This window comes from Fibrobacter sp. UWT2 (genome assembly GCF_900142545.1).
In the GTDB taxonomy this organism is placed as follows: domain Bacteria; phylum Fibrobacterota; class Fibrobacteria; order Fibrobacterales; family Fibrobacteraceae; genus Fibrobacter.
Window position 1 is genome coordinate 90203 of the sequence record NZ_FRBF01000003.1, and the last position, 26270, is coordinate 116472.

A 26270-nucleotide genomic window follows, 5' to 3' on the forward strand; every position below is an offset into this window, starting at 1 on the left:
CGGCAGTGATGCCGCGCTTTTTGTTTATGTTTAGTTCCCGTATCTACAGGCTGCGATGATTTTCGTTCCGTAAATGTCCCATACAGGGTCGGAGTAATTGTAGAATGGTTCTGCGCCGTTCGCATCAACGTATTCTTTGTTGAGGGGCGCGATTTTGATTTCGCAGGTGATTTCGCTGTACGTGTCGCTAACGATGGCCCCGTTCTCAAGGGCGCAATATTCGGTAAAGTTCCTTTTGACGAGGGCGAGTTCTTCGGCCGGCATTCGATTGAAATCATTATCGCTCCATGTCTTTGTGACGGTATTGCCGTTCAAGAAAACGGTATAGGAATGGGCTTTCTCGACTTCACCCAAGGAATCACTTATAAAGTTTTGGCAGCGAATGGATTCAGAGATGTTTGTGTACGTGTAGTACACGATTCCGTTGTCTAGGGGCACGCCGTTATTTCCGCATTCGTACGTGAACTCTGTTTCAACGCACCAATTATCTACTTGGATTTCCTTGGAAAGCGGATTGCCGTGTAAGTAACTGGCAAGTTTTTCTTCGTCTTCTGAAAGGAATTTCTGATCATCTTCTTCATCAATTATAACTGAGGGGTCGCCGTCTGGGGATTCTCCGTCTTCTATAGGCTCTCCACAGATATCTATAATCTGCTGTGCGTATTTTTTCCAATGAGTATCAAAGTATTGCATGCCTCCCGGAGTAATTTCGGTCTTCATTGGAGCCGGCAATGTGCAAGCGAATTGGTGCCGGCCTTGGAATAACGGGTCTTCTTCTACAACAATGCCTCCGTCAAGGGTGCAGTCTTGCTTGAATGATTCTGGCGACAGGGTGTCGGGAATGCTGTAGTACTTTGTGACAGCGGTATCGGAAACGGCAACAGAATAGACGAACCACGTCTCCTTCGTTTCGCAGAAAATAGATTCGAAATTAGTCTTGTAGACATGCTTCAGCTCGCCGTTTTCTGTCCGGATTCCAAAAGGCGAATCGTGAATAATGTCGAACGAGGTGTCCAAGCATTCGGTGCATTCCGGATTTGGTTTCAACGTGTCGTTTTCCAGCCATGTTTGAAAGGTGGAGTCGGCGTTTAGGGCGTTGAAGGTGCTGGTCTGTTCGTCAGTGCCGGTGACTTTGGAGTCGCTGCAGGCGGTAAACAGCGAGGCCGCAAATAGCATGCCCGCGGCGGCGAGTTTTGTGGTGAAGTATTTCATGGTTTCTCCTCCTATACTTTGTCTGTCAACGGGAAAAGTTGCAGATTCAAACGGTAAACTTGGTTAATGTTTTTACAGCCGTTGGCGAGGGCGATAACGCGCTTGCGGCATTTGTCGATTTCTTCGGAAATGCGTGCGAACGTCGGAGCGTCGACCCCCATGGTGACGCCCGAAATGTTCTTGTCCTTCGCCTCTACCTTGTCAATCGCTTCTTTCGCAAGGTCGGTCATTTCGCGGTTCATGGAGCGGAGCGCCAGCGGAATTGCCTCGGTAGACCCGGTAATGGCCTTGTCCGCTTGACGGTAAGTGTTCTCGCCGGTTTCTTCGAGGAACTTTGCCTTGGTCAAAAGTTCAAGCGAATCGCGTACTTGTTGCGCCGTAAAAATGTGCTTGATTTTTTTTGCCATGTCCTTGGGAAGTGCCCCCGGCATGAGTGGCGCTAGTTCGCGGACAATGGAATTGATGGCCGATTCGTAGTAGGCGAACGTGTCGGCGTCGATTACGCGGGCCTTCTGTTCTTTGGCAATCCGGGTGAGCTCCGTAAACGCAGCCTTTTTCTTTTCGTCGTTCGTGGCGTTCCCGAATTCCACCATCTTTTCAAAGTAGGTGAACTCGTAGCCCGAAAGGTCCATGGCGTTTGCGACTCGCGGGAGCCCGACGCGGCTCAGGCTGCTTTTGCCTTCGCAAACCAGCTTCAGGTACGAGGGCGAGGCGAATCCGGCGCTCTTCGAAAAATCTCGCCAAGTAAAGCCTGACTTTTTGCGTTCTTCGTAAAAGTCCCGCATGTAAAGCCGGTAATCTTGGTATTCGGTGATAGGTTTCATGTTGATTTCCTCCTGCTTCTAATATAGCTCTAAAAATCCAAAAGTCAATAGATGATGATACAAAAACGTTGAAATTTGTCTAAAAATACAGAAAAATGTGATGTGATAAAAATATTTTTATGCGAATGAAACAAAATGCGACCTATATGATACAGGGCCTAGACGAGGGGTGTTGAGAATTGCTGTTGAAAATTATGCAACGGAACTTTGTAACTCTCAACGGATTGTAAACATTTTCTATCTATATTTGGGTAAATTATGGCTATGCCCGAAGTATTAGACTATTTGGAATACCGCGAGTTCCTGAAGGATTGGTTTGTCGAAACCAAGAAAGGCAGCCCCTTCACCTCGTACCGCTATCTTGGTCAGAAGACCGGCGTAGACCCGGCCTGGCTTGTGCGCGTATTCCAGAAAGAGGGGCATTTGAACGAAGGCACGCTCCCGGCGTTCATCCGTATTTGCGGACTCGACGACCGCCGTGCCGAATACTTCAAGACTTTATACCGTTTCAACAAGACCAAAGCCAAGCAGACTCTTTCGGAACTGTACTATCGACTCATGGAATTGCGTTCCATGGAAACCCGAATCCTGTCGACGCCGGAACTTTCGTATTTCGGCAGTTGGGCTTGTGCCGCTCTCCGCGCCTTGATTGGCATTACCAAAGATACTAGCGATATCGGCAAGCTCGGCAAGAGCTTGAATCCTGCCATTTCTCAGGACGAAGCACGCTCTGCCCTTGGCATTTTAAAGCAGCTTGGCCTTGTCGTGCCCGATGGCAACGGCGGTTGGAACATTACCGATCAGATTATTAGTACGGGTGGCGAAGTCAAGAGCCAGGCGGTTCGCGACTTCCACAGGCATACGATTGAACTCGCCCAGGAATCCATCGACCGTCATAAACCCGAAGAACGCGATATTTCTTCTGTGGTGTTTACTGCCGACGAATCCGACTTGCCTGAAATCCGTCACCGTATCGAAGAATTCCGTAGAGGTCTGTTGCAGTTTGCACGCAAGAGCGAACGCGCCGACCGTGTGTATGCTTTAAATATTGCGATGTTCCCTTTGTCCGACAAGGTGGACGACCCCGATACCGGAGCCGCTCCGCAAAACAAGGGGGTGTAATGCGCAACCTCAATGAAAATTTGTATTTTTGGGATGTGTTGAAGAAGACCCCCGCAAATATGGTTAAGTGCACTCTGCCCTCGATCCTTGCCCTCTCTCTGGGCTTTGGACTTTTGGCATGTGGCGATACCAAGACGGCGGGCGGCGGCCCCAGCGGTACCGAAGCGGGTAACGCGATTACGGCTGAGATTATCACGGCAGACAAGTCTCCGGCAGCCTTGGCTAGAGTCCGCTTGATGGACAGCGAAGGCCTGGATAGCGAAAAGGCTTATTCTGCTGAAACCGACAAGAACGGCAAGGTGGTGATCGAAGGCGTTGCCGACGGTGACTACACTCTCGAAGCAAATCTCAAGGGCGAAGCCCTGCAGGTGCTGGTAAATGTTTCTGGCTCCAACGTAGATTTGGGCAAGGACCAGCTTAAAAAGATGGCCGCGGTTTCTGGCACGGTGGGCGACTCCGCCAACGGTGTTGTCAAGGTTCGCGGTATGAAGCATTCCGCCAAGGTTGTCGACGGTGCCTTTACGCTGGATTCCCTTCCGGAAGGTGCTTTGAGCCTCGTGTTCATTTCGGATGCCGACAATAATGACACAAGCAGCACGTACCTGAAGGTCGAAGCGGGTAAGGAATCCAAGTCCAGCACGTTCGCCGACGAAAGCCGCGCCCTGTTGCTCGAAGACTTCCAGGATTCCAACTACCAGAACCGCTTTATGCCGGCCCGCACCTATGACGGTGGTTGGTGGTATTATGCCTACTCTGCCAAGAATGTGACCTCCGACTATGTTATCGGTGAAAACCACATCTTTACCTTGGCAAACGAAGATGGCAACATCTGCGCTCATGTGGGTGCGCATTTCGGCCGTGCGATTGAAGATTCTACGGGTGCCACCATTTCTCCGTGGGCAACCATAGGTATCGAATTGGGCAAGAGCGACAAGGCTCTCTGCAACGACATCTCTTCTGTTGACTCCATTGCGTTCCGCATCAGGGGTATCGGCTCTGTCAACTTTAGCGTGGTCGACGACCATGTGGCTTCCGCGCAAAAGAAGCTTTCCAAGACCGAGGTCGAGCTCGGTAGCGAATGGGAACGAGTCAGTATTCCGCTGGAAGGTGAAAAGGAAGCCTACAAGTGCGTGAACCAGTTGGTTTGGGACTTGCTCGGCAAGGTGGTTGACGATTACGTCGAAGTCTGGCTCGATGATATCGAACTCATTGGTGGCGATCGCCTCTCCATTTGGGAAAAGTAGTGACAGCCCGTTCTGTAACCAGTAACCAAATCGATTTATACAAGAATTTAGAAGCCGTGGTGCGCAAGTACGCTGCCACGACTTTTTTGCGTCCGGTGGCGGACCATACCCGCGAGGCGTTTGAACAAGCCTCTGAGTTCGTGCGGACGTTCTACGGAACGGACGTGGCGGGTTGCGTCGAGGTCGTCCTGGATTCCGGCTGCGGTACGGGCGAAAGTACGCTGCACCTTGCAAAAAAATTCCCGAATGTTCCGGTTATCGGAATCGACAAGTCGGCGGTGCGGCTCTCGAAGGCGGGCAACGAACGACAACTTGAAGTTTCGGCAGGCGGCTCCTGTGATGTTCCGGCAAACGCCTTCTGGGTGCGTGCGGAACTCTTGGACTTTTGGCGCCTGGCGCTTGAGAAGGTAAATGCGGGCGAGTGGAAAATTTTGCACCATGCGCTTTATTACCCGAACCCCTGGCCCAAAGAAAGCGAGGCGACTCGTCGCTTTCACTTGCACCCGATTTTCCCAACGTTACTTCGCTTGAGTCCTGTGACGGAACTCCGTACCAATTGGGAAATCTATGCCCGCGAATTCGCCGAAGCCGCTCGCGTCCTCGGCGATGCATTTTCGCTCAAGTTCGATGTGGAATTGGGCGCCTTTGAGCCCCAAAATCCCGAAACCGCCTTCGAACGTAAATACAAAGAAGCCCGCCAGCAACTCTGGCGGACTCTTGTAAAAACTTGATTGGCGCTTGACTACATTCTGTCTTTCATCCAGGTGAGGAACGCGCGATTCTTGCGGGTGAACTTCACTTCGATTTCGGCGCCTTCCTTCACGATAAATTCCGAGAGGCCGTACTTGCTGTTCGGATTGCCCCAGTCGTAAGTGTAACCGAGACGAGTCCACGGGAATCCGTCCTTGCGGTAGGCGACAGAGCTTTCCTTATCGAACCAGTTCTTGAACCACATGGCGTTTGCGGTGGTGTCTTCTTCAAGCGTGTTGGTAAAGGTGGTGTTCATCATGTCGGTGCTGATGTCGGGGAAGAATGCCGGGCGGAACACGTCGGTCACTCTTACCCAGAACACGGTGAAGTACCTGTTGTCGGTGTCGGGGGACTTGCCCAGGAGCTGCTTCAGGCGAATGTCCCAGTTGTCCACCTTGGCGTGGTTTTCGCGGAACCATGCCAGGAATTCCTTGTCGGTAAAGGCCCAGAGCACTTCGCCGTCTTTCAGGTGCGTGATTTCGCCATCTTTGAATCGGTCGCCGTCGTTATGCCACGTGACGAGAATGACTTGGGAGTTGTCTCCGCTCATGGAAGCCTTGTCGGAGTTGCCGTCAATGGAAACTAGCGGATAAATGTCGTCGTTGGTGAGGTTCTTGGCTTTTTCGAATGCGGCGTTGTACTGTTCGCGGTAGAGCGAGTCGCGATTCATGAAGGTGACTACGTTCCCTTTGGTGTCGATCACGTCGCAGTAGGGGATGTTCGGGTAGCCGGCGGCCACTTCGTGCTTTTCGAAGTATTCGCTCAGAAGGTCGTCGTTGTGCGAGAACAGGTTGTCGTTTTCCAGGAACGAAATCACGATCTTGCAGAATCCCTTGTCCGGAATCTTCACGGCGTAGGGGAAGGGCTTCTTGCCGTTGTCGGCGGTGTCGAGCGTCAGCTTGGTTTCGTCGATGCCGCAGGCGTATTCGTACTTGTACAGCGGGGCGATACCCGGCTTCATTTCGCTGATGAACAGGTTGTCCTGATCGTGGCTCCAGCTGGGTTTCACCACGATTTTCTGGGCGCCTAGCGTCATGTACTGGGGCATCATGTCTTCACAGTAGAAGGCGGTCTGGCGGAACACGCCGATGATGCCGGTCTTGTTACGGTAAACGTCTGCGTCGCTAGGCTTGAGGCCCTTGGAGCATCCGGTGAGCAGTGCTGCCACCGAAAGGGAAATAGCGAGAATCATTTTCTTCTTCATAACGCGGGGAAATATAACTAAATAGAATATGTCCAAAATGGCGGCTGCTCCCGTTTGCATTTTTCGCAAGTGTTGATAGATTGTTGATAATTTGGCAGACCCGCTGGGGAAAGCCCAAAAATGTGAGTAAATCTTGCTTACACGGACCCTAACCCCTTGATTTATCTAGGAATTTTTCTAATTTTGAGACTCAAAAAATTTGACTTTTAATAAAGGTTACTACAATGAAAAGAACATTCCAGCCTCATAATCGTAAGCGCGCCAACAAGCATGGTTTCCGCACCCGTATGGAAGACCGTTGGGGTCGTGCTGTTCTGAGCCGTCGTCGCGCCAAGGGTCGCAAGCGCCTCACCGTGAGCGACACCATCTACAAAAAGTAGGATTGGCTCATAGCCTCGTTGCGCTCCTATAGGCTGCCTAACCAGCCAGCTTATCGGCAAGTAGCCGTCCATGGGAAGTTCATCCGCACGCCGTCTTTCACGATGCGTTGGATCGAGAGCCCGGACGGTTTTTGTCGTTTTTGCTTTTTGGCAAAAAAGAAGAATGGCAACGCCGTTTACCGCAACAAGTGCCGTAGATTACTGCGGCCCCTGTTTTTTGAAAGGGTTCCCCATATTGCCAAGCCTGTCTGGGCCATGATCATTGTGAGCGACAATTCCGAAGTGATGTCTTCGGAACGCATGCGCGAATCGGCATTCAAGGTGTTCAAGAAAATGGAATGGACCGATGGCCTGGACGCACAAGGTTAACGAGGTTTTGAAGGGCGCATTGATTGTGCCCATCCGGCTTTACCAGATCATTCACCCTTTCTTCTTTCATGGGGTGTGCAGGTTCCAGCCGACGTGCTCGCAATACGCGATCGAAGCCATCAGGGTACACGGGGTGTTCAAAGGTTTCTATCTTGCGGTTTTTAGAATTTTAAGGTGCAACCCGTTTTGCAAGGGCGGCTATGACCCGGTCCCGCCCAAAAAGGAAAAGAGATGAACAAGAATACTCTCATCGGATCAGTCCTTATCGTAGCCATCATGATTTGGTGGTTCTCCATGACCAGCGCGAACAACGAAGCTGCCGAAAAGGCCAAGCAGGCACAGAAGGCTGCTGCCAAGGAAGCTGCCGCCCAGGTCGTGGATAGCGCCGAAGCTCCTGCTGCAAGCGAACTGGTGCTCCCCGGTTCTACCGCCGAACTGAAGGCCGCACCGATTCTCGGTGCCGCAGGCGAAGCCGCTGCCGATAGCGCCGTGAAGGATTCCGCGGTTGCTGCTAATGACTCTGCCGCCGCCCCCGCCCCGAAGGTCGTTGCACCGCGTACGGTCACTGTCGAAACCGACAAGTTCATCATGACCCTTAGCAACAAGGGCGGCAAGATCCAGAGCGTCATCGTCAAGGCTCTCCCGGATTCTGCAAAGCATTTCCCCGAACTCATTCAAGACACGACTCTCGGAGCCCTCGACCTCAAGCTCGGTGGTGCCGACCTTTCCAATGTTCTCTTCGAAGTCAACGCTCCGGAATGGATTAACGTCGAAAACGATACCACGGTTCAGTTTGTCTTTACCGATGCCAACGGCAGCGAAGTCGTTCGTAGCTACGGCTTCACCAAGAGCGGTGTCGCTGTCCGCCAGGTGAACAAGTTCAAGGGTTTCCGCGTTGACAACTACGAGCTCTCCTGGAAGGGCGGCATGAAGGAAACCGAAGAATTCCCGAAGGGCAAGAGCTTCGGCGGTACTAGCTACTTCTTTAGCGAAGTGATTTTCAAGAACAACGAAATTACCGAACGCGAAACCTTCTCTGACGCCATGACCTTCGACAATGCCAACTACTACTGGGTCGGTATGCGCCGTAAGTACGTTGCCATGTCGGTGCAGTTCGATTCTCCGGTGCCCGCCCAGGTCAAGGGCAAGCACATCAACTTGGCAACCGAAGGCAACCCGGATCCGGGTACCTACAGCCTCTCCATTGCAGACAACGTTCGCGGCGATTCCGTGGCTTACAACTTCATGGTGCTCCCGCTGGAATGGGCCGAAGTCGAAGCTCTCGGCCAGGGCTACGAAAAGATCATCGTGACCGGTTCCAAGTGGTTCCCGGGCTCGAGCGTGTGGTTCGTGTGGATTTGCGCCATGCTGCTCAAGCTGCTCAAGTTCTTCTACTCGATTATTCCGAACTACGGCGTCGCCATTATCCTCGTGACCTTTATCGTCCGCGGCATTACGACCCCGTTCACCATCAAGCAGCTCAAGTCGACGTCTGCCATGAGCAAGCTCAAGCCGCAGCTCGACGAAATCAACGTGAAGTACCGCAGCGATCCGCAGAAGAAGCAGGCCGCCGTCATGGAACTCTACGCCAAGAACGGTGTGAACCCGCTCGCCAGCTGCACCGGTGGCTGCCTCCCGATGATTATCCAGATGCCGATCTTCATGGGCCTCTTCTTCGTGCTCGGTCGCGCTGTTGAACTCCGCGGTATGCCGGCATTCCTCTGGATTACCGACCTTAGCCGCAGCGACGTGATTTTCCACGGCTTCAGCATTCCGTTCCTCATGCCCGATGGCCTTGCTCTCCTCCCGTGGATCATGGTGGTCACCACCTACTTCCAGACCAAGGTGACCATGAGCGGCAACGGCGCCATGGACCCTGCCCAGCAGAAGATGATGGTATGGATGATGCCCGCTATGATGTTCCTGTTCAGCGCCGTGATGCCGTCTGGCCTCGTGCTCTACTGGATTGTGTCCAACTTCTGGAGCATCATTCAGTACAAGATCATCCGCCGCGACAACGGCAATAACGGCCCGAAAACCGTGAACGGCAAGAAAGTCGTCGACGCCGAAATCGTGAAGTGACGCCGCGCGTCATCCTGAGTCCGTCGAAGGATTAAAAAACGTTAGCCCCCGAGCCCTGCGGTTCGGGGGTTGCTTAATTTACGCTAAATTTGCGTAAATTATCATTTTCTGTCAAAAAGAGTGCGGTTCGTCCTGACACCTAGGACCGTTTTCGTAAAGTTTTGAAAATGTTTTCCTAGATTTACAATTGGATAGATGTTGAGGATGGTTTTTATGAAAAAGAATTCATATGCGTTTCTCTTCGTGGCAGTATTCCTCACTGCCGTAACGATTCATGCCGCTAGCTTGTCGGGAAACTCCACTGATGGCTATTACATCAATATGCCTTCGAGCGGGTCTGAATCGCTAACCCTTACCAGTTCCGTTACTTCGTTCAAGGTCTATGATGACGGTGGACGTGATGGTCTTTATAGTGCTAATGCCTCGGGCTATCTTGAAATAACTGCTCCGACAAATAAAAAGTTGGTTCTGACGGGCGTGTTGAAATCGCAATTCTATGCGATTGCTAATAACGCTCCGGATTACTTGACTATTTATGATGGCAATAGCTCGTCAACAGATATGCTTGAATCCAAGGCCTTTAGTCCGAATGCTCATGGGGAACCGTATTACATAACAGCAACCAGCAAGGGGGAAACGGTAACTCTCTATTTTAAGTCAGATAATTCGTTCCAATTCGATGGTCTTGATCTGTTGGTTCAAGTTGTGTCGAGCACTACGGAAACTCATAGCGTTTCGATTACTCCGAATGTAACTGGAGGAACAATCACGGCTTCGCCGCAAACGGCTCAAATTGGTACAACTGTCTCTTTGTCCGCAAGTCCCAATACAGGCTATATGCTTAATGGAATTACTATTCAAGGAACGGATAAGTATCCTGTAAGAGTTCTCAATGATTTATGGTATAATACCAATCCGTATTTTGTCATGCGTGGCTCTGATGTTACGGTAACCCCGACTTTTACTAATGCTAAAACCAAAGAAGATGGTCTTGGAATTGTGTTGCCTCGAACTGGCACCATGGAGGTGACGATTCCTGCCGGTGTTGCCTCGTTTAAGGTTGAAGATGATGGTGGATACAGTGAAGGCAATGGCGCAAGTTCTGAAAATACATCTGGCACTCTTGTTGTCACGGCGCCGACGGGCAAAGTCATTCAGGTGACGGGAAACGTGGTGCAAAATTCGGGCTTGACTGCTGAAATCAATGTTTATGATGGTGCTAAGACCGGCGGAACACTCTTGCTGTCGAAATCCGGAACAACAGATGTCGGTGTTCTCGCAACTTCTACCAATAAGTTGACTCTTGGTTATCGTGGTGGAAATGCAGATATCGATCTTAAGATGGCCATTATAGATCCGACAGTAACTCATGAAATTCAAACCGCTAATAATGTGGTAGGTGGTTCGGCGAGTTGCTTGTTAACTGAGGCCGAGTATCATGATAATGTTTCTGTGGCGCTTACTTATAGTAACGCGTATCTTCCTATAGGTCTTGTCGTAACATCTTCTGATGGAACCCCCGTGAAGGTGAATCTTCCGTCTTCGTTCGTTACATCTGCAGAATTTGAGATGCCTTATGGTGATGTGTTTGTTGAACCGCAGTTCACGACCGATTGGACTGCAGATGGTGGCTTGTATGCGAATGTGCCTGCGTCTGGGAAAACCATTATTGATATCCCTGCAGGAGTGACATCCTTCCATGTGTATGATGATGGTGGAAAAGACGGGTTCATGAGCGCTAGTGTTGATGGTGTTCTTGTATTGCAAGCTCCTTCAGGAAAGCTGTTGCAGTTGAAAGGTGTCGCTAATGTATGGGGCTCAAGTGTAACTATTTACGATGGTGACGAATCGGGGAGCGAACTTAAGACAACCAATGCTTATGGCGATTATAATATCGGATCCGTATTTAGTTCTGGCCAGACGATGGCTATAAAACTTAAAAACACGACAGGGTCGACGGCGAAAGGGCTTGATTTTGTTGTAACTGTGATGGATCCTAGCGTAAAGTACGATGTTACGATTCCCACTATGGAAGGGGGGAGCGTGTCTTCAAATGTTGGTATCGCTGGTGCAGCCTACGGAACTCGAGTGGAATTGACTGGGACTCCGGCAAGTGAAGACGGATATTTCTTAGGTGGAATCAAGGTTACCGAAGAAGATGGGACCCCTGTGGCGGTGACTAAGGATGCGTCTGGAGACGTGTACTCCTTTACAATGCCGTACAGCAGTGTGACAATAGAGCCGTTCTTTGCTAATCCGAAAATTGCAACCTTTGATGATGTTGGCGGCCTTAATAATGGTGCTTATTTCTATTTGGATTGTAGCGTTGATGTTTGTACGATTTCTCAAGGGGCTGATGACAACGCTACCCATACATATAAATCCAAGTATTGGTATGTTGAAGCTGGTCTGTATGATGATGATGTTTGTGAATGGGACGAGTTCCACCAAGTGCCTATTTCTTGCGATTATGGTGTTCTGTATGAATATCAAAATAATTACTTGAGCAATACTTTAAAGCTTGGAACGTCGCTTGACTTTGGTGGCCGCGATGCCACGGGCAAATGTTTAATGCAGTTCGAGACGATTTCGGGCCCCACTGTGATTGATGGTAATAATGAAACGGTCAAGGGTCTTTGCCAGACGTCTACAAATCATTCGGGATTTGTTTATGCTGGATACCAATCGTTGTCTATAAGCAATGTGACGTTTACAAATGCATATATTGCAGGCGAGGGCTTCACTGGAGCCGGTGTTATTGCAGCAGAAGCTTCTTCGGGCGTAACCATTTCTAATGTCAAGGTTGAAAAATCAATAGTCCATGCCGCATCCCAGGTAGGCGGCCTTGTCGGTTATGCTGCAGGAACCATCAGTATTCAAAATTCTTCGTTCGAGGGGGATGTGACTGGCAAGGGCCCGAATGCTAAGCTTGGCGGCCTTGTCGGTTACGCAAGTACGCCAGATATGACCATAGAGAAGTCTTTTGTGAAAAGCAATGTAGCAAACCTGTCTTCGCAATTGACTCCTGGTAACGTGACTAATAATTATGTGGGTGGCCTCGTTGGTATGGTGGAAACCTCGTCGAATGGGTATTCCGTTGCGTTAACAATTAAGAATACGTATTCTATTGGTGAAGTGTCGAGCGAGGCACTTAATGTAAGTAATAACACAGATAAGCTTGGCTATATCGTTGGTAATATTGCCTCTAGTTTGACGGATGCATCGAGAATCGTGAATAACTATCACGTTGGCGATGATAAAGCTGAACTTGGTGTGGGTGCTATGGCGAATTTTATATCATATGATGCCGATTCTTGGATGCAAGGCGCTACAGGTTACTGTTATGGTAACGTGCGCAATTCTACAACGTCGATAAGTACAACGGGTACGATGGGCTACCATAGGAATGATACTTATGACGGAATACTTACGGTGCCGGACAATACCTATGTGGACTTCTTTGCGGGTTCTATAGGTTCGTATGACCCGGTAGAGCGAACGGCAAATGGCGTTGCAAGCAAAACGGATATGGAATCTGGACTTTTGGCCGCTTTGATGAATTATAATCTGGAAGCTGAAGGTGAACCTGATTTATGGGTGAGCGATGGTGATTTCCCGGTTTTTGCGGGAGCGTCTGACAAGCCGAACCATTTGGTGGTGGTGCAGACGAAACAAATAACGGATGCCCAGCAAATAAATGGTGCTGGATTAGAACCGGTACATGAATATTATTACAAGTATAATGGCCCCATTGATTATTCTATTCTTGCTGCTGGGCTTACGGCATTTACGGATGCTTCGGGAAAATTGAATGCGGATGGAATGAGCGCGGCTGCAGCTGTAAAGGCTGCTGTTGCCTCGAATGCGGGTGTAGAAGAAGCGGATGTGGCCATTGTTGATGCAACCGGAAAAGTTGTTTCGTTGACAGAAGGGTTTACATCGAGTCAGGTGCTCACCGCCCTCATCAATTACACCGTCTCCTTCGATCTATCACCGTTTGATTCCAAGACCGTTGTCCTTGGCGGTGACTGGGTGGCAACGAAGACGGGAATAAACGTTGAATCGCAAGAGAAATTCCCTCGTGTGTATGTGCTGAAGAGTGAGGACAATGTATATAGCCTTGCCGAATGGGGTTCTGCAATGGCTCAGGTCTCTGCGAATGCTGATAGGTCGGATCATTTGACGTCTATGATGTTGGGTGAAATTAATCCGACTTCGTCTAAAATTTCGGTGTATCCGCTTGTAAGTACGACTACTAGCGAAGTCGCGAAACTCCGTGTTGTTGCTTATGATGAAGATGGCAATGAATTGACTGGCAAAACGGATTACTATGGAAACGTCGTTCTTTCTCAGGTTGTAGGTGCGGATGTTGATGATCTGACGCAGGTGTCGAGCTTGTGCGATATTTCCGCAGGTACTGCGAATAGTAGTTTCAACCATTGCTTGTATTTGCCTAAGGCCGATGACACCTTGACCTTCAATGTTTCGCTTGAACCGAAACCCGGCTATACCATGACACTGACGGGTTTAAACTTTAACTGGTATGATCCTACGGGTAAGACGGTTTCAACTGAACCTCCGGCTGGTTTCGGCTATGACGCATTGACGGGTAAGTTGGTGATTGCACCGGCCTATATGGCGAATCAAGACATGAAGCTTGGGGTCAAGTATACGGTCACGGGCCCGTTCTATGTGACTTATGACTTGAATACGAATGCCGAAGACGAAGGCAATCTTTTCTTCCCGATGGATGCATCATCGTCGGGCAAGTTCGAATTTGATGAAACTGTCGTTTCTACAGATTTGTGGGTGCCGTACCGTTCCGACAAGTGTTTCGACGGTTGGTCTGTTGTGACTCAGTATAATCCAGCTGTTCCGGCGTCGGAGCCGCCTAAGATCATGACGCTTTATGCCGATTATGCGGCGTCTGCGTTAAGCTTGGATCCCGATGCTCCTACAGAGTTGCAGGCCAATTGGAAAGATTGCGGCGCTAGCCAGCCTGCCGCGGGTGTTATGATTGCGAGCGGCGATACGACTGCCAAGGTCATGCTGAAGCAAGTGTTTGACGGCGTTGAGTATGAACACTTGCTTGGTAGCAATGCGTTTGAGTTGCCGGCAAACATGTCTGGCTATAAGTTCTTTATCGATTCCGCCAACAGCGTTGTTGATTTGGGTTACGAGGCGGTCGGTATCAACGTCAAGTATAGTGTGAATGGCATTTACCATGAAGTGGCTATCGAAGGCGATTCTATCGTGGTGGGAAAATCGAATGTTTCTGATTTCCTTGTGACGATGGAAACGCAGGTGGCATTGAACGGGAAGCAGTTCTGGATCAATGGAAATGTAGATACTGTGTTCTATGGCTCTAGTATTACAATGCTAGAAGTTGAAGCCCAAAAGGACGAGCCGATTACGACGGATGTTTACCGCGTGGGTTACAAGCTGAAGGGTTGGAGTTTTGAAGACGGCTCTACACCGCAGCAGCAGGGCCCGGTTGCTTTTGTTTATACGCCGATGACCCACTTGAAATTCGATAAGTATTTTGAAGATGACTATGTTGCGTATGCGAAGGCCTATGGCCACTTGCCCGATACGCTGTATGCCGTGTGGGAAGCAGATGCAAATGCCGGTGTGAAACGCATAGTGAACAAGAGCAAAGACGTCAGTTCGTTCAGGCTGATGCGGGATCTCAGCGGCCAGGCATTCGATTACCTGGTTTCGGATTCGTTGCTGTTGCCTGCAGAGGGTCTCTTTGAATTTAGAGTAGAAATGATTTACGATTCGAACGAAATCGAAGTGGACGATAGGCGTGCCATTGTCGTCTTGGATGAGGATGGCGAACTGGATGAAATTCTTGAAAATGATGTCCGCTATACTGTCGGAAAATCCATCGGCCTCAAGGCGAACATACTGAAGGATAAGCGCGTGCAGTTCGTGCTGAATGAAAACTCCGAAGACCAGGTGTTCTTCGGTAGCGATTGGGTCGATACGCTTGCCACTGAAAATCCGGATTCTGCCTTGGTGCTCCCGACAATCGCTTACAATTCGGCAAAGTGCCTTGCCGGTTGGACCATTGATTCGACTTCTAATAAGTTGCTTACGGTGCTTGATAAGGATCTGTTGAACGACTTGCGCGCAAAGGGCAACGCCCAGGGTCGCAGTATTAGCGAACTGCTTTATGCCAAGTGGACGACGAATCTCGATAGCTGTGCGGGTGACTTCATGAAGCTTGCGATTGAACAGGAAAATGGAAGCGTCTGGTTTGTCGAAGATGACAAGGACAAGACAATTAAGCGCGACTTTACCGATGAAGGCACCATGTTTGTTCCGCTGGAAATGAATGGCCACAAATTCAGGGTGCAGGCGTCGGGCGTAGATACTTCTGTCTATGTGCTAGATTCCTTGGTGGTGCTGCGCAGTGGCAGTGTCGATACGGTGCTTTTTGTGGGTGACTTGATGCCCGAAGTTTTGGACAGCAGTGTGTCGCTCAAGGCCTACTTCGGCTGGAAAAACAAGACGAAACTGGAAATCGTGAAGTCTCGTTTGGATAGCAACGGTGTCATGTTCAAGTTGAGCTTCAAGGCGAGCGATTTCGAAGTAAGACGCAATGTTTCGGCTTTGATGGAAATCTATGATACTGTAAAGGATTCAGTTGTTAGAAGCTTTGCTCTTGGCGATTCTGTTGTCATGGGCTATGATACGGCGTTTGTTTTCCCTATGAGAAAGCCGGGTAACTATAGGATGGTCGTGACTCTCGAAGACCAGACGGGCTTGAAAGATACGTTAAGCAGAGACTTCTCTGTTGACCCGGAAATTGCTTCCGTTGCGGCGGATAGCTGGCAGATGCTTTCACTCTCGGCTGTGGACATGTCTTCGATCAAGAAGGATGGCGACCAGGTATTCTACTGGTGGGATGAACAGGGCTTGGGTGAGTTCTGGCAGTACAAACGGTTAGACCTGAATGAACCTGTTGATGCGACTGTTGGCGTATGGTACAACTCTTTGGAAGGTCGCCCGCTTGTAGTGCGTGACGACCTTGAGGATGAGGAAAATGACTTTGTCTGGAAACTTGATAGTGCGAATACGGGCTGGAACCTGGTGGCTAATCCGCACGGTTGGGCTGTAGACCTGTTTGCGAATTATCCGGAAATGGTCAAGGATGTAGACGAAGAATCGGAAGTGATGTTCTATAAATGGAATGCCGAGGAAGGTCATTACGACCCGGTATATAAGAGCATTGGCCCGTACGAAGCCGTGTGGGTGCAGGTTTCCGAGAAGACCGATTGGAAGGTGTCTGCCGATCCGTACTTTCCGCCCGATGCGGCTCCGCTTGAAAAGTGCGCCCTTGCGAAGGCCTCGACCAAGGACCGCTGGACTCTGCAGGTCAAGCTTTCGGACAAGAATGGCAAGCAGGATTCTTGGAATATTCTGGGCGCCGGCTTGAATCCGGTCGATGCTGACGAACCGCCTGAAGGCATGGGCGACCATGTGAACCTTTCAATTGTCGAGGGCAAGCGCGCCTTGGCGAAGTCCATTAAGGAAGCGTCCGATGAAATGGAATGGACTATTGCCTTGTCTGCATCCAATGACCGCGTAGGTTACCTGACCATTGATGGTATCGATGGTGTGAAGGCTTATGGCTACCGCGTGTTTGTAACGGTGGACGGCAATACGACCGAAATGCAGGAAGGCATGCCGCTCAAGGTTTACCTGAAGTCGACTGCCAAGACGGCTACGGTGCGTGTGGCGCCTGCTGCAAGGACCGTAGCGAAGAATATGCTTAAGGGCCTGCGCACGGCAAGGCTCGGCGGCAAGCTGAAGGTGAGCTTTGAGGCAACGGGCCTTGCCGGCACCAATGCGCGTGTCGACATCCTGGATATGAAGGGTCATGTGATTTCTACGGTTACGGCAAAGACGCTGGAAGGTGCCAACGCATTGGTGCTGGACGCTCCGCAGACAGGCCTCTATATGCTCCGCGTCCGCGCAGGCTCTAAACAGCAGACAGTCAAAATTCTCGTGCGATAAGTCACGCATTTTTGCAGTTTGCAAACAAGGTATCCCTGTTTTGCAGGGATATTTTTATTTTTTTAACAAAAGAAGTCAGGAGGATTGGTGAAACTCGTTATCTCAAAAAAAGCATTTCTGTCTTTAGGGGCGTTTTTGTTTGCTGCCCTGTTTTGGGCATGTTCTTTGAATATCGAAGCGACGAATCCCTACCCGCCAGAAAATCCGGGTGCCGCCACTCCTGACACCGTGACGACTCCTAGTCCTGTTTTGCTTCCTGATACATCTACTCTTGACACGTTGTTTCCTCCTGGCATACAAATTGATCCGATTATAGTGCCGCCAGAAACCACGTACGTAATGGATACGGTTGTACTCCGCGATACGTTGGTAATTTACAAGGACACCGTTTACGACACTCTTTACGATACGACTTCGTACAGCAGCTTTGTTTATCGCACATATTACAAGGGAACGCTTGATACGGTGACCGAATGGTCTGAATTGTTGAATTGCAATATAGGCGACACCGCCTTCTCTTGCAGAAAGTCGCCTAATTTTGCAAGCTTAATGCCGAGATGCGGCTTGACCTTGGTTGCTACGAAGTGCTGCTATGTTGAATATGTGCCGATTAAATTGGATACCAATGTCGTGTATGTTCATGTGCACGACACGCTCTACAAGGATACCTTTCATGTTCAACAGCTAGTTTGCGTGAATGACACGACCTTTATTAACTATGGCGAAAACCGAGTGTTGGATTATATTCCGCCTGAAAAGATTTATGTCGCCCCAAATGCATTTGATTCTACAGAAATGCGTTCGCTTTTAGATACGCTTGACTTTACTGGTGGGGACGATGTTAAGATAGAAATCAAGACGTACTCGTCTTTGCAGTTCAACGGATTGCCCTTATTGGAACAAGAATTGATGCCTTTGGATACGGTTGCCACTGCGTTAGGTAGTGAATTAAATTGGAAGCATTGGCCCGAAACGATAGAGGTAAGGGAATCCACCTATTACCTTGTGAATGTGGACTTGAAATCGGATACGACAGTTACATGGACTCTGAAATACACTCACTATGAAACGGAGCGCTCTGAAACAGATTCTATCCAAGTGACATCATTTATCAAAGTGAAATAAAAAATTGCCCGCTTGTGCGGGCCATTTTTATTTGTATTCGTCGCCTTCGAGCTTCTTATTCAGAATCTTGTATTTGGTCTTGATGGCTGTCCTGAGTACGGGCCAGCCTACTTTGTGGAATGCTTTTTGCCAAAGTTTGTCGATGGTCTGAGTTGCCGAATTGCCAAGGGGCTTCGGGAGCCATTCTTCTTTGAAGTCTGGCGCAAGAATCGCGTCCACCACCAGCTTGTGGTAATCTTCGTTCAATGCCTTGTAGGCTCCGTGACGAATAAAGTGGACTTTTTCCTTGAAGTCGAAGCGACACTGCAAAAGTTTGCGTTTGATAAATCCGCCGCCCTGCGCAATCAGCTCGGGGTAGGCGAACATAGCGGGCAAATGCGTGTTGAAAAGCGATGCTGTTTGGATCTCGGCTTCGTCGAAGACTCTCGCCATGCCAATTTCCAAACGGTTTACTACGTCGTAGAAAGTCTCTTGTTCCGGCGTTTCGAGCAGGTGCAAATAGAAGGCGCCCAAGGCTTCTTGCTTTAGGTACAAGAAGAACGATTGCAAGTGCGGGCGTACTTCGTCATTTTGCGTAAGCGATACCACGTCGGCGGTGCTTGATTCGGCGCGGCGGATAAAGTCCGCAAAATTGTTCTGGAAGTATACGATAGAATCGTTTACGAGCAGCAGGCGAGTGATGCTGTTGAATTCCACGAGGTTGTTGCGGCCGTTGGCGAGGTCCTTGAGGAAACGGCGCCACATGCCAAAATCAAACCCATGATTTTCGGTCAGGTAAAGCTTGATTCCGTTGTCTTCCAGGAACTTCATCGTCTCTGCCGAAAGCGGACGCTTGTTCGTGAGCAGCACGACGGTAAAGTCTGTTTCGGCGAGGTGCTTCAGCGCAAACTGCACATACCCGGGGAGATTTTCCCCGGTCTGGTAGCTTGCATAGAGAATGACTTTACCGTTGCTGGACATAGTTAGTAGACAGTAGGAAGTAGACGGTAGACAGTGGTTTACCTTCTTCTTTGGCTGCGACCGGCACCCTTGCGGGAACCTCCCTTACGCGGTTTGCTTGCGACGTGGAATCCTTCGCGGTCATCGCCACGATCGTTGCGTCCGCCTCTGCTGCGAGAGCCGCGGCGTTCGAAACTCGGAGCGTTAGAATCGAACCTGCCGCCGCGGGATTTTCCGCGGCCGCCACGGTTCATGTGGCTGTGTGCCGAAACGAATTCCGGAACGTCATCGTCAAAGTCTTCGTCGGGCTGGCTTACGTAACCGAGGGCTTCCGCCGCGGCGGCGCGGTCAGCGCGTTCGCGAACGTCGCGGTTGCGGTAGTCATCTTCACCCTGACGGCGGCGCTTCTTCGGTTCGCTAGAGAGCTTTTCGATAATGCTGAAGTCCGCCTGACCGCGCAGAGGGTCCACCCTCAAAAGGCGCACCAGCACCTTGTCGCCGCGGCGGAACGTACGCCCGCTCTTCTTGCCGAAGGCAAGTCCCTGATCCGGATTGAATACGTAGAAGTCGTCACCGGCGATATCGCGGAAGCGCACCAGGCCTTCGGCAATCGGGTCTGCGATAGAAACGTAGATGCCCCATTCCTCGATGCCCGAGACGGTTGCCTCGAAGTCATCGCCGATGTGGCTCTTCAAAATCCAGCAGCTGCACACCTTGATTGCAATGCGTTCGGTTTTCTGGTTCTTGACTTCGTTTGCCGAAATCAGGTCGCAGACTTCGATCACGCTGTTCTTGCGTTCGGCGGTAATTTCGGCGCCCTTGCGCGCGAGTTCACGGTGACACCACAAGTCGGCGTAACGGCGAATCGGGCTGGTAAAGTGTGCGTAGTCCTGCCAGTTCAAGGCGAAGTGGCCAAAGCTGTTGCTGTCGTAATGTGCCTTCTGCATGCTGCGCAGAATGCGGTTGGTCAAAGTCTCGTCGCCCGCGGCACGCTTCACCAAGTGTTCGTAAAGCTTGAATGCCGTCGGGTTCAAGTTCGTGTCGCCGCTGCGGGGCTTGCCCAGGTCGCGCAACATCACCGGAGAATCCTTGAACAGATCCGGGTACATGTAGTACAATTCCATGATGTCCTTGGTATCCGGCGCTTCATGAATACGGTAAATGCCCTGGAGCTTGCGTTTCTTGAGTTCCTTGGCGCAGCAGTTGTTCGCAATGAGCATGCATTCTTCCACCCACGAATTCGATTCGTCGGTGGTGCGCGGGAAAATCTTTTCCGGTTCGCCCTTTTCGTTGAACTTGCAGCCGAATTCGGTGCTCTGGAATTCCAGCAGGCCGTCCTTGGTGCGGTTTTGTTTCAGGAGCGCGGTCACTTCGGCGAGCGCCTTGATATCGTCGTCGCCGTTCTTCATCATTTCCATCGCCTGTTCGTAGGTGATGGACTTGGTAATCTTCACGATACTGCGGTGGAAATCCCAGCTGAGCACGTTCGCGTGCTTGTCGAGTTCCATCATGCAAGTGAATGCGCAGCGGTCAACGCCCTGGTGCAAACTACATACATTGCTCGAAAGCTTTTCCGGGAGCATCGGCACGGCGGTCCACGGCAAGTACTGCGTGTAGCTGCGTTCCAGAGCTTCTTCGTCGAGCTCGGAACCTTCCGGCACGTAGTAGCTCACGTCGGCAATGTGCACGCCCAGCCTGTAGCCGCCCTTTGCGGTGCGTTCCACGCTAATGGCGTCGTCATGGTCCATGGCACCATCGGGGTCAATACAGAGAATCGTGAGCTGTCTGTAATCCACGCGGCCCTTGAAGTCCTTGCCGCACGGTTCCTTGACGCCGTCCACATACTTCTTGATAGCGGGACTGAAGTCCTTCGGCAAGTTCGCATCTTCCATGAACTTGGTCTTGACTTCGTCCCAGCTGATGTTCATGGCTTCGGCGGTGCGGTCTACCTTGGCGAGGTAGCTGTGCTTGAGTTTCGGGTGCGGGTACAGCGTAAAGCTGATGGTTTCGCCTTCCTTGCCCGGGGCCTGTCTGCGGTGGCACATCTCGTACACCTTGCCGGTATCGAGTTCGTGCACTTCCCATTCTTCTTCGCCGGTCTGGTGCAGAATGCCGCGCTTCACGCGGGTTTCGTTTTCCTTGTCGTTCTGCCTGCGGCTGCGGGCACCCGGACGGCGATTGTCTTCGGGGTACTGTTCCGCAATCTTCTTCACGCGCTTTTCGCGCTTTTCTTCGACAGTTTCGCCATCGCCCAGCTGGTATTCCTTGTGGCTGGTACGCTTCAAAAGCCCGCGGTCCACCATGTCGGCGAGCATCTGCTTAAAGGCCATCTTCTGCTTTTTGGGGAGACCGAGTGCGCTGCGCAGGCGGCTACCGACCATCGGTTCGTCGCGTAAAATGGCAATAATCTGTTCTTCACTAGGTAAATGCTGGGCCATACTAAGCCTCCTGTTGGGCGTTTTGTCTGTAAGGCAAAGCGGATGAAATCATGTTGTGCATTTCGTCGCGCAACTGGGCGACGGATTTGTCTCTAAAGCTTTCGGGCGTCTGCAGCGGGTGAACCACGATCTTGACCACACCCGGAGTCTGTGCCCACTTGGTCTTGGAAAGCCGCTTGCCGCTATCGACAATCGTCACCGGCAGGAGCGGGAATTCGTTTTCCTTGGCCATGCGGAAAATGCCGTTTTGGAACGGGAGCATGTGTCCGTCGTTGCTGCGGTGGCCTTCGGGGAACACGGAAATCGTCACGTTGTCTTCGAGGCGCTTTTTCACTGTGGCGCCCATGCCCAGATTTTTGCGCGGGTTCCTGTGCACCGGAATGCAGCCGATTTTAGTCAAGACCCAGCCGAACACGGGAATCTTCCAGAGTTCCGCCTTCGCAATGAACGATGTCATGGTAATCGATGGCCAAATCACATTGATGTCCAAAAAACTCTGGTGGTTCGCGATAAGCACGAATTTCTTGTGGTCCGGGATGTTTTCCTTGCCTACGATTTCGACCTTGATTCCCGAGAGTTTGAAAAGCACATTGAAAAATGGGATACATACGCGGGTGCTGTCGGCCCAGCGCCTGCAAAGAACGCCTTTGTAGAACATGAAGGGAATGCCAACAACGAAAAGCCCGACTGCGATGAACAGGTAATAGAAAATTGCACGGAAAAATGCCATAAGTGTCCTAAAAATAAGGGTTTTCACCCATAATGTATATTTTTTATGGGCAGTGGAACATAAAACTGAAAAAAATATGCTTGTTTACAAACGGGTGCGAAAAGACGATAATATATTGAATTTTCTAAATTGTACCTGAACAAAAAGGATTTATTATGGCAGATTGCAACGAAAAGAAAGAGAATGCCCCTTCCGAGATCATGAAGAAGGCTGAAGAATTCCTTGCCTCCAAGCGCAAAATTTTCTTGTGGGGCGGTGTCGATGACGAAAGCGCCGAACGTATTGTGAAGGAACTCTTGTACCTGGATTCCTTGAACCACGAAGACATCTATTTCTTCATCAACAGCCCGGGTGGCGTGATTTCTAGCGGCCTTGCCATTTATGACTGCATGAACGCTATCCAGAGCGATGTGGTCACGGTTTGCTGCGGCCAGGCAGCCTCCATGGGCGCCGTGCTTTTGACTTCGGGTGCGAAGGGCAAGCGTTATGCTTGGCCGAACGCCCGTATCATGATTCACCAGCCGCTCATTCACGGTGAAATTGTCGCCCCCGCAAGCGATATCCAGATTCAGGCCGAAGAAATGCTCCGTATCCGCAACATTACGGGCAAGATTCTTGCTGAAACCTCTGGCCACACCATGGAAGAAATCGACCGCGACACGGAACGCGACAACTTTATGAGCGCCGAAGAAGCCAAGGCCTACGGCCTGGTCGACAAGGTCGAAAGCATCGTTTAACGATTTTACGGAAATTTTCGAATGGGACTTTTTTCTGCCATTAAGAGTGGCCTTGCCAAGACCCGCGACGCCTTGATGGGCGAACTCAAGGGTATTGTCGGTGCAGGCAAAATTACAGACGACACTCTTGAGGAACTCGAAGAACACCTGATCAAGGCCGACGTGGGCGTCGAAGCTGCGTTCCTCTTGACGGATGCTTTGCGCGAACAGGCCTTGGGCAAGTCGCTAACGACCGAACAGGTGCTTGATATCATGCGAAACGAAGCGGAACGCCTGCTCAAGGACCCGCCGCCGTTTGAACTCAAGGGTAAGCCCCACGTGGTGCTTGTGATTGGCGTGAACGGCGCCGGTAAAACGACGACAATCGGTAAGCTTGCCGCCCGCCTGAAGGACGAAGGCAAGAAGGTGATGATTGCGGCCTGCGATACGTTCCGTGCTGCAGCCATCGACCAGCTTGAAACCTGGGCCGAACGCTCTGGTGCCGAATTTGTGAAGCATCAGGAAGGTTCTGACCCTGCGGCTGTGGCGTTCGATGCCTGCAATGCGGCGGTGGCCCGCGGCTGCGACGTGGTACTGATCGATACCGCCGGCCGTCTGCACAACAAAGACTACTTGATGGAAGAACTCAAGAAGATTGTCCGTGTGATCAAGAAGGTAAGCCCCGACATGCCGCACGACATGTGGCTCGTAATCGACGGCAACACCGGACAGAATACCATCAACCAGACGAAGATTTTCAACCAGAGTTTCCCGCTCACCGGCCTCGTGGTGACCAAGCTCGACGGTACGGCCCGTGGCGGCGCAGTGCTTTCGATTGCAAGCTCGCTCCAGATTCCTATCCGCTGGATTGGTATGGGCGAACGCATCGACCAGCTGGTGCCTTTCAGCAAGGCTGAATACGTGGAAGGCCTTTTCGAAAACGCTCTGGAAGAAAACGAGCAGTAAGATAGGTGTCTATGGCTTTAGTCGAAAACAAGACGATGGGGGCGCGTGCGGTTTTTGCCGTTGCGCTTCTTTTGTTTTCTGTTTTCGGCATGGGCGGCTGTAGTGGCGAAGTCACGGTCGACCAGAAGTTCGTGAACCTGTTTGTGGAATTGCGAATTGTCGAAATGACTTATGGCAAAGAAGCTCCCATGACCCGTTTGGTGCGACAGGAACTCTTGAAAGAAGCGGGCTACACCCGCGAGCAGTTCTTTGCCAAGACCGATGAAATCTTGAATGACGAACGCCAGTGGGTGCCGTTCCAGAAGGCGGTCAACGCCCGCATCGATTCACTGCTGGCTCTGCCTGCCGAAAAGGCGAATGCGCCTGAAATCAAACCCAGTCGCAAGTTGCAGACGCAGATGCCTGCGCACAAGGGAGGCGTGAAATGATGAAAATGTCTTGGCGCGGAATCCCGCAGGTTGTTGTGATGCTGCTTGTCCTGCTCGACTTGTTCACGGTGACGTCTGCCGCTCCTTTGAACGGTGCAGTACCAGCTAAGAAGGCTTCTGCTACAAAGCCTCTGGTGCATTGGATGGGCTACAACGAAGCTTTTGAAAAAGCGAAAAAAGAACCGAAGTTGGTCTTTGTGGATTTGTATGCGGACTGGTGCATTCCTTGCCGCGTGATGGATGCAAACGTTTATAGCGATCCGACGGTCGCCTCGTTGTTGAATAGCCGCTTTTATGCCGTCAAGCTTGATGCCGATTCTCAAGACAGCATTATGTGCGATGGCCAAAAGAATACGGTGCAGCGCTGCTATTTTGATGTGTGGGAGCTGCATGCGCTTCCTGCCTTTGTTCTGATAGCCCCCAAGGGAATGAGTATTCTTACGGTGACCGATTCCATGTCGCCGCAAGAGCTGCAATATATGCTGTATCAATTCCTTGAAAAAGAGAAGGAGTGGATATCCCGATGAACGAACAATTCATTTTTTACGCTCAAATTGTCTTCTGGGTGATGATTCTCTTGCTGGTGCATTGCTACCTGCTGTTCCCCATGACGCTTCCGTTCGTGAGCGAAATCTTTAAGCGCCGTAAGGCTCCGAAGCAGGGCGTCGCCGAACTGCCGACGGTGTCGATTCTGATTTCGGCTTATAACGAAGAAGCGGTGATTGAGCGCAAGATCCAGAACATTCTGGAACTCGATTACCCCAAGGACAAACTTGAGGTCTTGATTGGCGACGATGGTTCTGCTGACAAGACTGCTGAAATTGTCGCTCGCTATGCGGACAGGGGAATCACTCTGGTGAAGGCCCCGAAGAATGCCGGTAAGGCTGCCATGCTGAACCGCCTGAACAAGATTGCAAAGAATGAAATCCTGCTCTTCTGCGATGCGAACACGATGTTCTTCCCGAATGTGGTGCGCAAGCTCGTGATCCCGTTCCAGGACAAGAAAATCGGTTGCGCTTGCGGACACTTGATTCTGTCGGACAAGAGCGGCTCTACGCTGGGTCGTGGCGAAAGTTCTTACTGGGATTTGGAATCCGAAATCAAGAAGTTTGAAGGCGTGCTCGACATGCTGATTGGCGGTAACGGCGCCCTCTATGCCATTCGCCGTGAACTGTATACGGAACTGCCGGTCAAGAAGAGCGTCATGGATGACTTCTTCGTAACGACCAAGGTTCTTGAAAAAGGCTTCTACTGCACCTTCGTGACAAGCGCTATCGGTACCGAACAGACTTCTAAGGAATCGAGCGGTGAATTCCGCCGTAAGGTTCGTATCGGCCGTGCGAACTTTAACTTCTTGTTCTCTTATTTGCCGCTGTTGAATCCGCTGCATCCGCTGCTTGCTTACTTGTTCTTCTCGCACAAGATTCTGCGCTGGTTCTCGCCGCACATTTTGATTTTGCTGTTTGTCGCGAACGCTTGCCTACTCACGAGTGGTCTCTTCTACCAGATTTTCTTTGGTGTGATGTCGCTTTCGTTGCTGGTCGCCGGCTTCAAGATTGTCCCGAGCGGTTACTACTTCCTTTCGATGAACTACGCGATGCTCAAGGGCTTCTTTATGGCGTTCAAGCCTGAAAAGAGCGGTGGTTGGGCTCGTGAAGCCCGCAGCGACGAGTAATATCAGACGAAAGAACGCCGTTTCACGGCTACAGACGAGAG

The 26270-nt window shown here is 50.8% G+C and carries 20 protein-coding genes; 14 read left to right on the plus strand and 6 right to left on the minus strand.

Annotated elements, in window-relative coordinates; all coding sequences use genetic code 11:
* Nucleotides 1–30 precede the first annotated feature (30 nt).
* Together BUA40_RS02745 and BUA40_RS02750 are read right to left on the minus strand one after the other, a co-directional pair.
* Nucleotides 31–1212, minus strand: a complete 1182-nt coding sequence (locus BUA40_RS02745; RefSeq protein ID WP_072798085.1) for a hypothetical protein — start codon at nt 1210–1212, stop codon at nt 31–33.
* 11 nt (nt 1213–1223) lie between these two features.
* Nucleotides 1224–2036 (minus strand): TIGR02147 family protein, encoded by an 813-nt coding sequence (locus BUA40_RS02750; RefSeq protein WP_072798087.1) that lies wholly within the window; start codon nt 2034–2036, stop codon nt 1224–1226.
* A gap of 264 nt (nt 2037–2300) precedes the next feature.
* Here BUA40_RS02750 and BUA40_RS02755 point away from each other — a divergent pair, with 264 nt between their 5' ends.
* From BUA40_RS02755 to BUA40_RS02765, 3 genes are read left to right on the plus strand one after another with little or no spacing between them, the layout of a single operon-like run.
* Nucleotides 2301–3158 carry a TIGR02147 family protein gene (locus BUA40_RS02755; protein ID WP_072798354.1) on the plus strand — a complete coding sequence of 286 codons (858 nt, stop codon included), beginning with the start codon at nt 2301–2303 and terminating at the stop codon, nt 3156–3158.
* Nucleotides 3158–4402, plus strand: coding sequence for a carboxypeptidase-like regulatory domain-containing protein (locus BUA40_RS02760; RefSeq protein WP_072798089.1), 1245 nt, complete (start codon nt 3158–3160; stop codon nt 4400–4402). Before BUA40_RS02755 ends, BUA40_RS02760 begins: the two co-directional genes overlap by 1 nt.
* A complete protein-coding gene (locus BUA40_RS02765) occupies nt 4402–5133 on the plus strand; it encodes a methyltransferase domain-containing protein (protein WP_072798091.1) in 732 nt (243 codons plus the stop codon). The genes BUA40_RS02760 and BUA40_RS02765 overlap by 1 nt, the downstream gene beginning before the upstream one ends.
* Nucleotides 5134–5144: 11 nt before the next feature.
* Here the strand turns inward: BUA40_RS02765 and BUA40_RS02770 are convergent, their stop codons facing one another.
* The gene (locus tag BUA40_RS02770; RefSeq protein WP_072798093.1) at nt 5145–6356 is read right to left on the minus strand and encodes a hypothetical protein; all 1212 of its coding nucleotides are present in this window, start codon (nt 6354–6356) and stop codon (nt 5145–5147) included.
* 224 nt (nt 6357–6580) lie between these two features.
* Between BUA40_RS02770 and rpmH the strand changes: the two genes are divergently transcribed.
* From rpmH to BUA40_RS02800, 6 genes are all read left to right on the plus strand, one after another.
* Nucleotides 6581–6736 (plus strand): 50S ribosomal protein L34, encoded by a 156-nt coding sequence (gene rpmH / locus BUA40_RS02775; RefSeq protein ID WP_072798095.1) that lies wholly within the window; start codon nt 6581–6583, stop codon nt 6734–6736.
* Nucleotides 6737–6754: 18 nt separating this feature from the next.
* A complete protein-coding gene (locus BUA40_RS02780; protein WP_255369170.1) occupies nt 6755–7105 on the plus strand; it encodes a ribonuclease P protein component in 351 nt (116 codons plus the stop codon).
* A gap of 7 nt (nt 7106–7112) precedes the next feature.
* Nucleotides 7113–7340, plus strand: a complete 228-nt coding sequence (gene yidD / locus BUA40_RS02785; RefSeq protein ID WP_369827586.1) for a membrane protein insertion efficiency factor YidD — start codon at nt 7113–7115, stop codon at nt 7338–7340.
* Complete coding sequence (locus tag BUA40_RS02790; protein WP_072798099.1) at nt 7337–9187, plus strand: YidC/Oxa1 family insertase periplasmic-domain containing protein; 1851 nt, start codon at nt 7337–7339, stop codon at nt 9185–9187. The genes yidD and BUA40_RS02790 overlap by 4 nt, the downstream gene beginning before the upstream one ends.
* A gap of 213 nt (nt 9188–9400) precedes the next feature.
* Complete coding sequence (locus tag BUA40_RS02795; RefSeq protein ID WP_072798101.1) at nt 9401–17212, plus strand: T9SS type A sorting domain-containing protein; 7812 nt, start codon at nt 9401–9403, stop codon at nt 17210–17212.
* A 135-nt stretch (nt 17213–17347) separates the two neighbouring features.
* Nucleotides 17348–18337 carry a hypothetical protein gene (locus BUA40_RS02800; protein WP_143149672.1) on the plus strand — a complete coding sequence of 330 codons (990 nt, stop codon included), beginning with the start codon at nt 17348–17350 and terminating at the stop codon, nt 18335–18337.
* 27 nt (nt 18338–18364) lie between these two features.
* Here BUA40_RS02800 and BUA40_RS02805 read toward each other — a convergent pair whose 3' ends face one another.
* The 3 genes from BUA40_RS02805 to BUA40_RS02815 are packed head-to-tail and all read right to left on the minus strand — an operon-like array spanning nt 18365 to nt 22444.
* Nucleotides 18365–19297 carry a rhamnan synthesis F family protein gene (locus tag BUA40_RS02805; protein WP_072798105.1) on the minus strand — a complete coding sequence of 311 codons (933 nt, stop codon included), beginning with the start codon at nt 19295–19297 and terminating at the stop codon, nt 18365–18367.
* A gap of 38 nt (nt 19298–19335) precedes the next feature.
* Complete coding sequence (locus BUA40_RS02810; RefSeq protein ID WP_072798108.1) at nt 19336–21714, minus strand: ribonuclease R family protein; 2379 nt, start codon at nt 21712–21714, stop codon at nt 19336–19338.
* Nucleotide 21715: 1 nt separating this feature from the next.
* The gene (locus BUA40_RS02815; protein WP_072798110.1) at nt 21716–22444 is read right to left on the minus strand and encodes a lysophospholipid acyltransferase family protein; all 729 of its coding nucleotides are present in this window, start codon (nt 22442–22444) and stop codon (nt 21716–21718) included.
* Nucleotides 22445–22599: 155 nt separating this feature from the next.
* On the opposite strand from BUA40_RS02815, the gene BUA40_RS02820 reads away from it, so the two are divergent.
* Genes BUA40_RS02820 through BUA40_RS02840 form a run of 5 tightly spaced genes read left to right on the plus strand, consistent with a single transcriptional unit; the run spans nt 22600 to nt 26229 of the window.
* Nucleotides 22600–23181: an ATP-dependent Clp protease proteolytic subunit gene (locus BUA40_RS02820; protein WP_072798113.1), complete on the plus strand. Its 582-nt coding sequence runs from the start codon at nt 22600–22602 to the stop codon at nt 23179–23181.
* Between the two features lie 21 nt (nt 23182–23202).
* Complete coding sequence (ftsY, locus tag BUA40_RS02825; protein WP_072798115.1) at nt 23203–24126, plus strand: signal recognition particle-docking protein FtsY; 924 nt, start codon at nt 23203–23205, stop codon at nt 24124–24126.
* 11 nt (nt 24127–24137) lie between these two features.
* Nucleotides 24138–24554: a hypothetical protein gene (locus tag BUA40_RS02830; RefSeq protein WP_072798118.1), complete on the plus strand. Its 417-nt coding sequence runs from the start codon at nt 24138–24140 to the stop codon at nt 24552–24554.
* The gene (locus BUA40_RS02835) at nt 24551–25081 is read left to right on the plus strand and encodes a thioredoxin family protein (RefSeq protein ID WP_255369171.1); all 531 of its coding nucleotides are present in this window, start codon (nt 24551–24553) and stop codon (nt 25079–25081) included. Before BUA40_RS02830 ends, BUA40_RS02835 begins: the two co-directional genes overlap by 4 nt.
* The gene (locus BUA40_RS02840; RefSeq protein ID WP_072798120.1) at nt 25078–26229 is read left to right on the plus strand and encodes a glycosyltransferase family 2 protein; all 1152 of its coding nucleotides are present in this window, start codon (nt 25078–25080) and stop codon (nt 26227–26229) included. Before BUA40_RS02835 ends, BUA40_RS02840 begins: the two co-directional genes overlap by 4 nt.
* Nucleotides 26230–26270 lie beyond the last annotated feature (41 nt).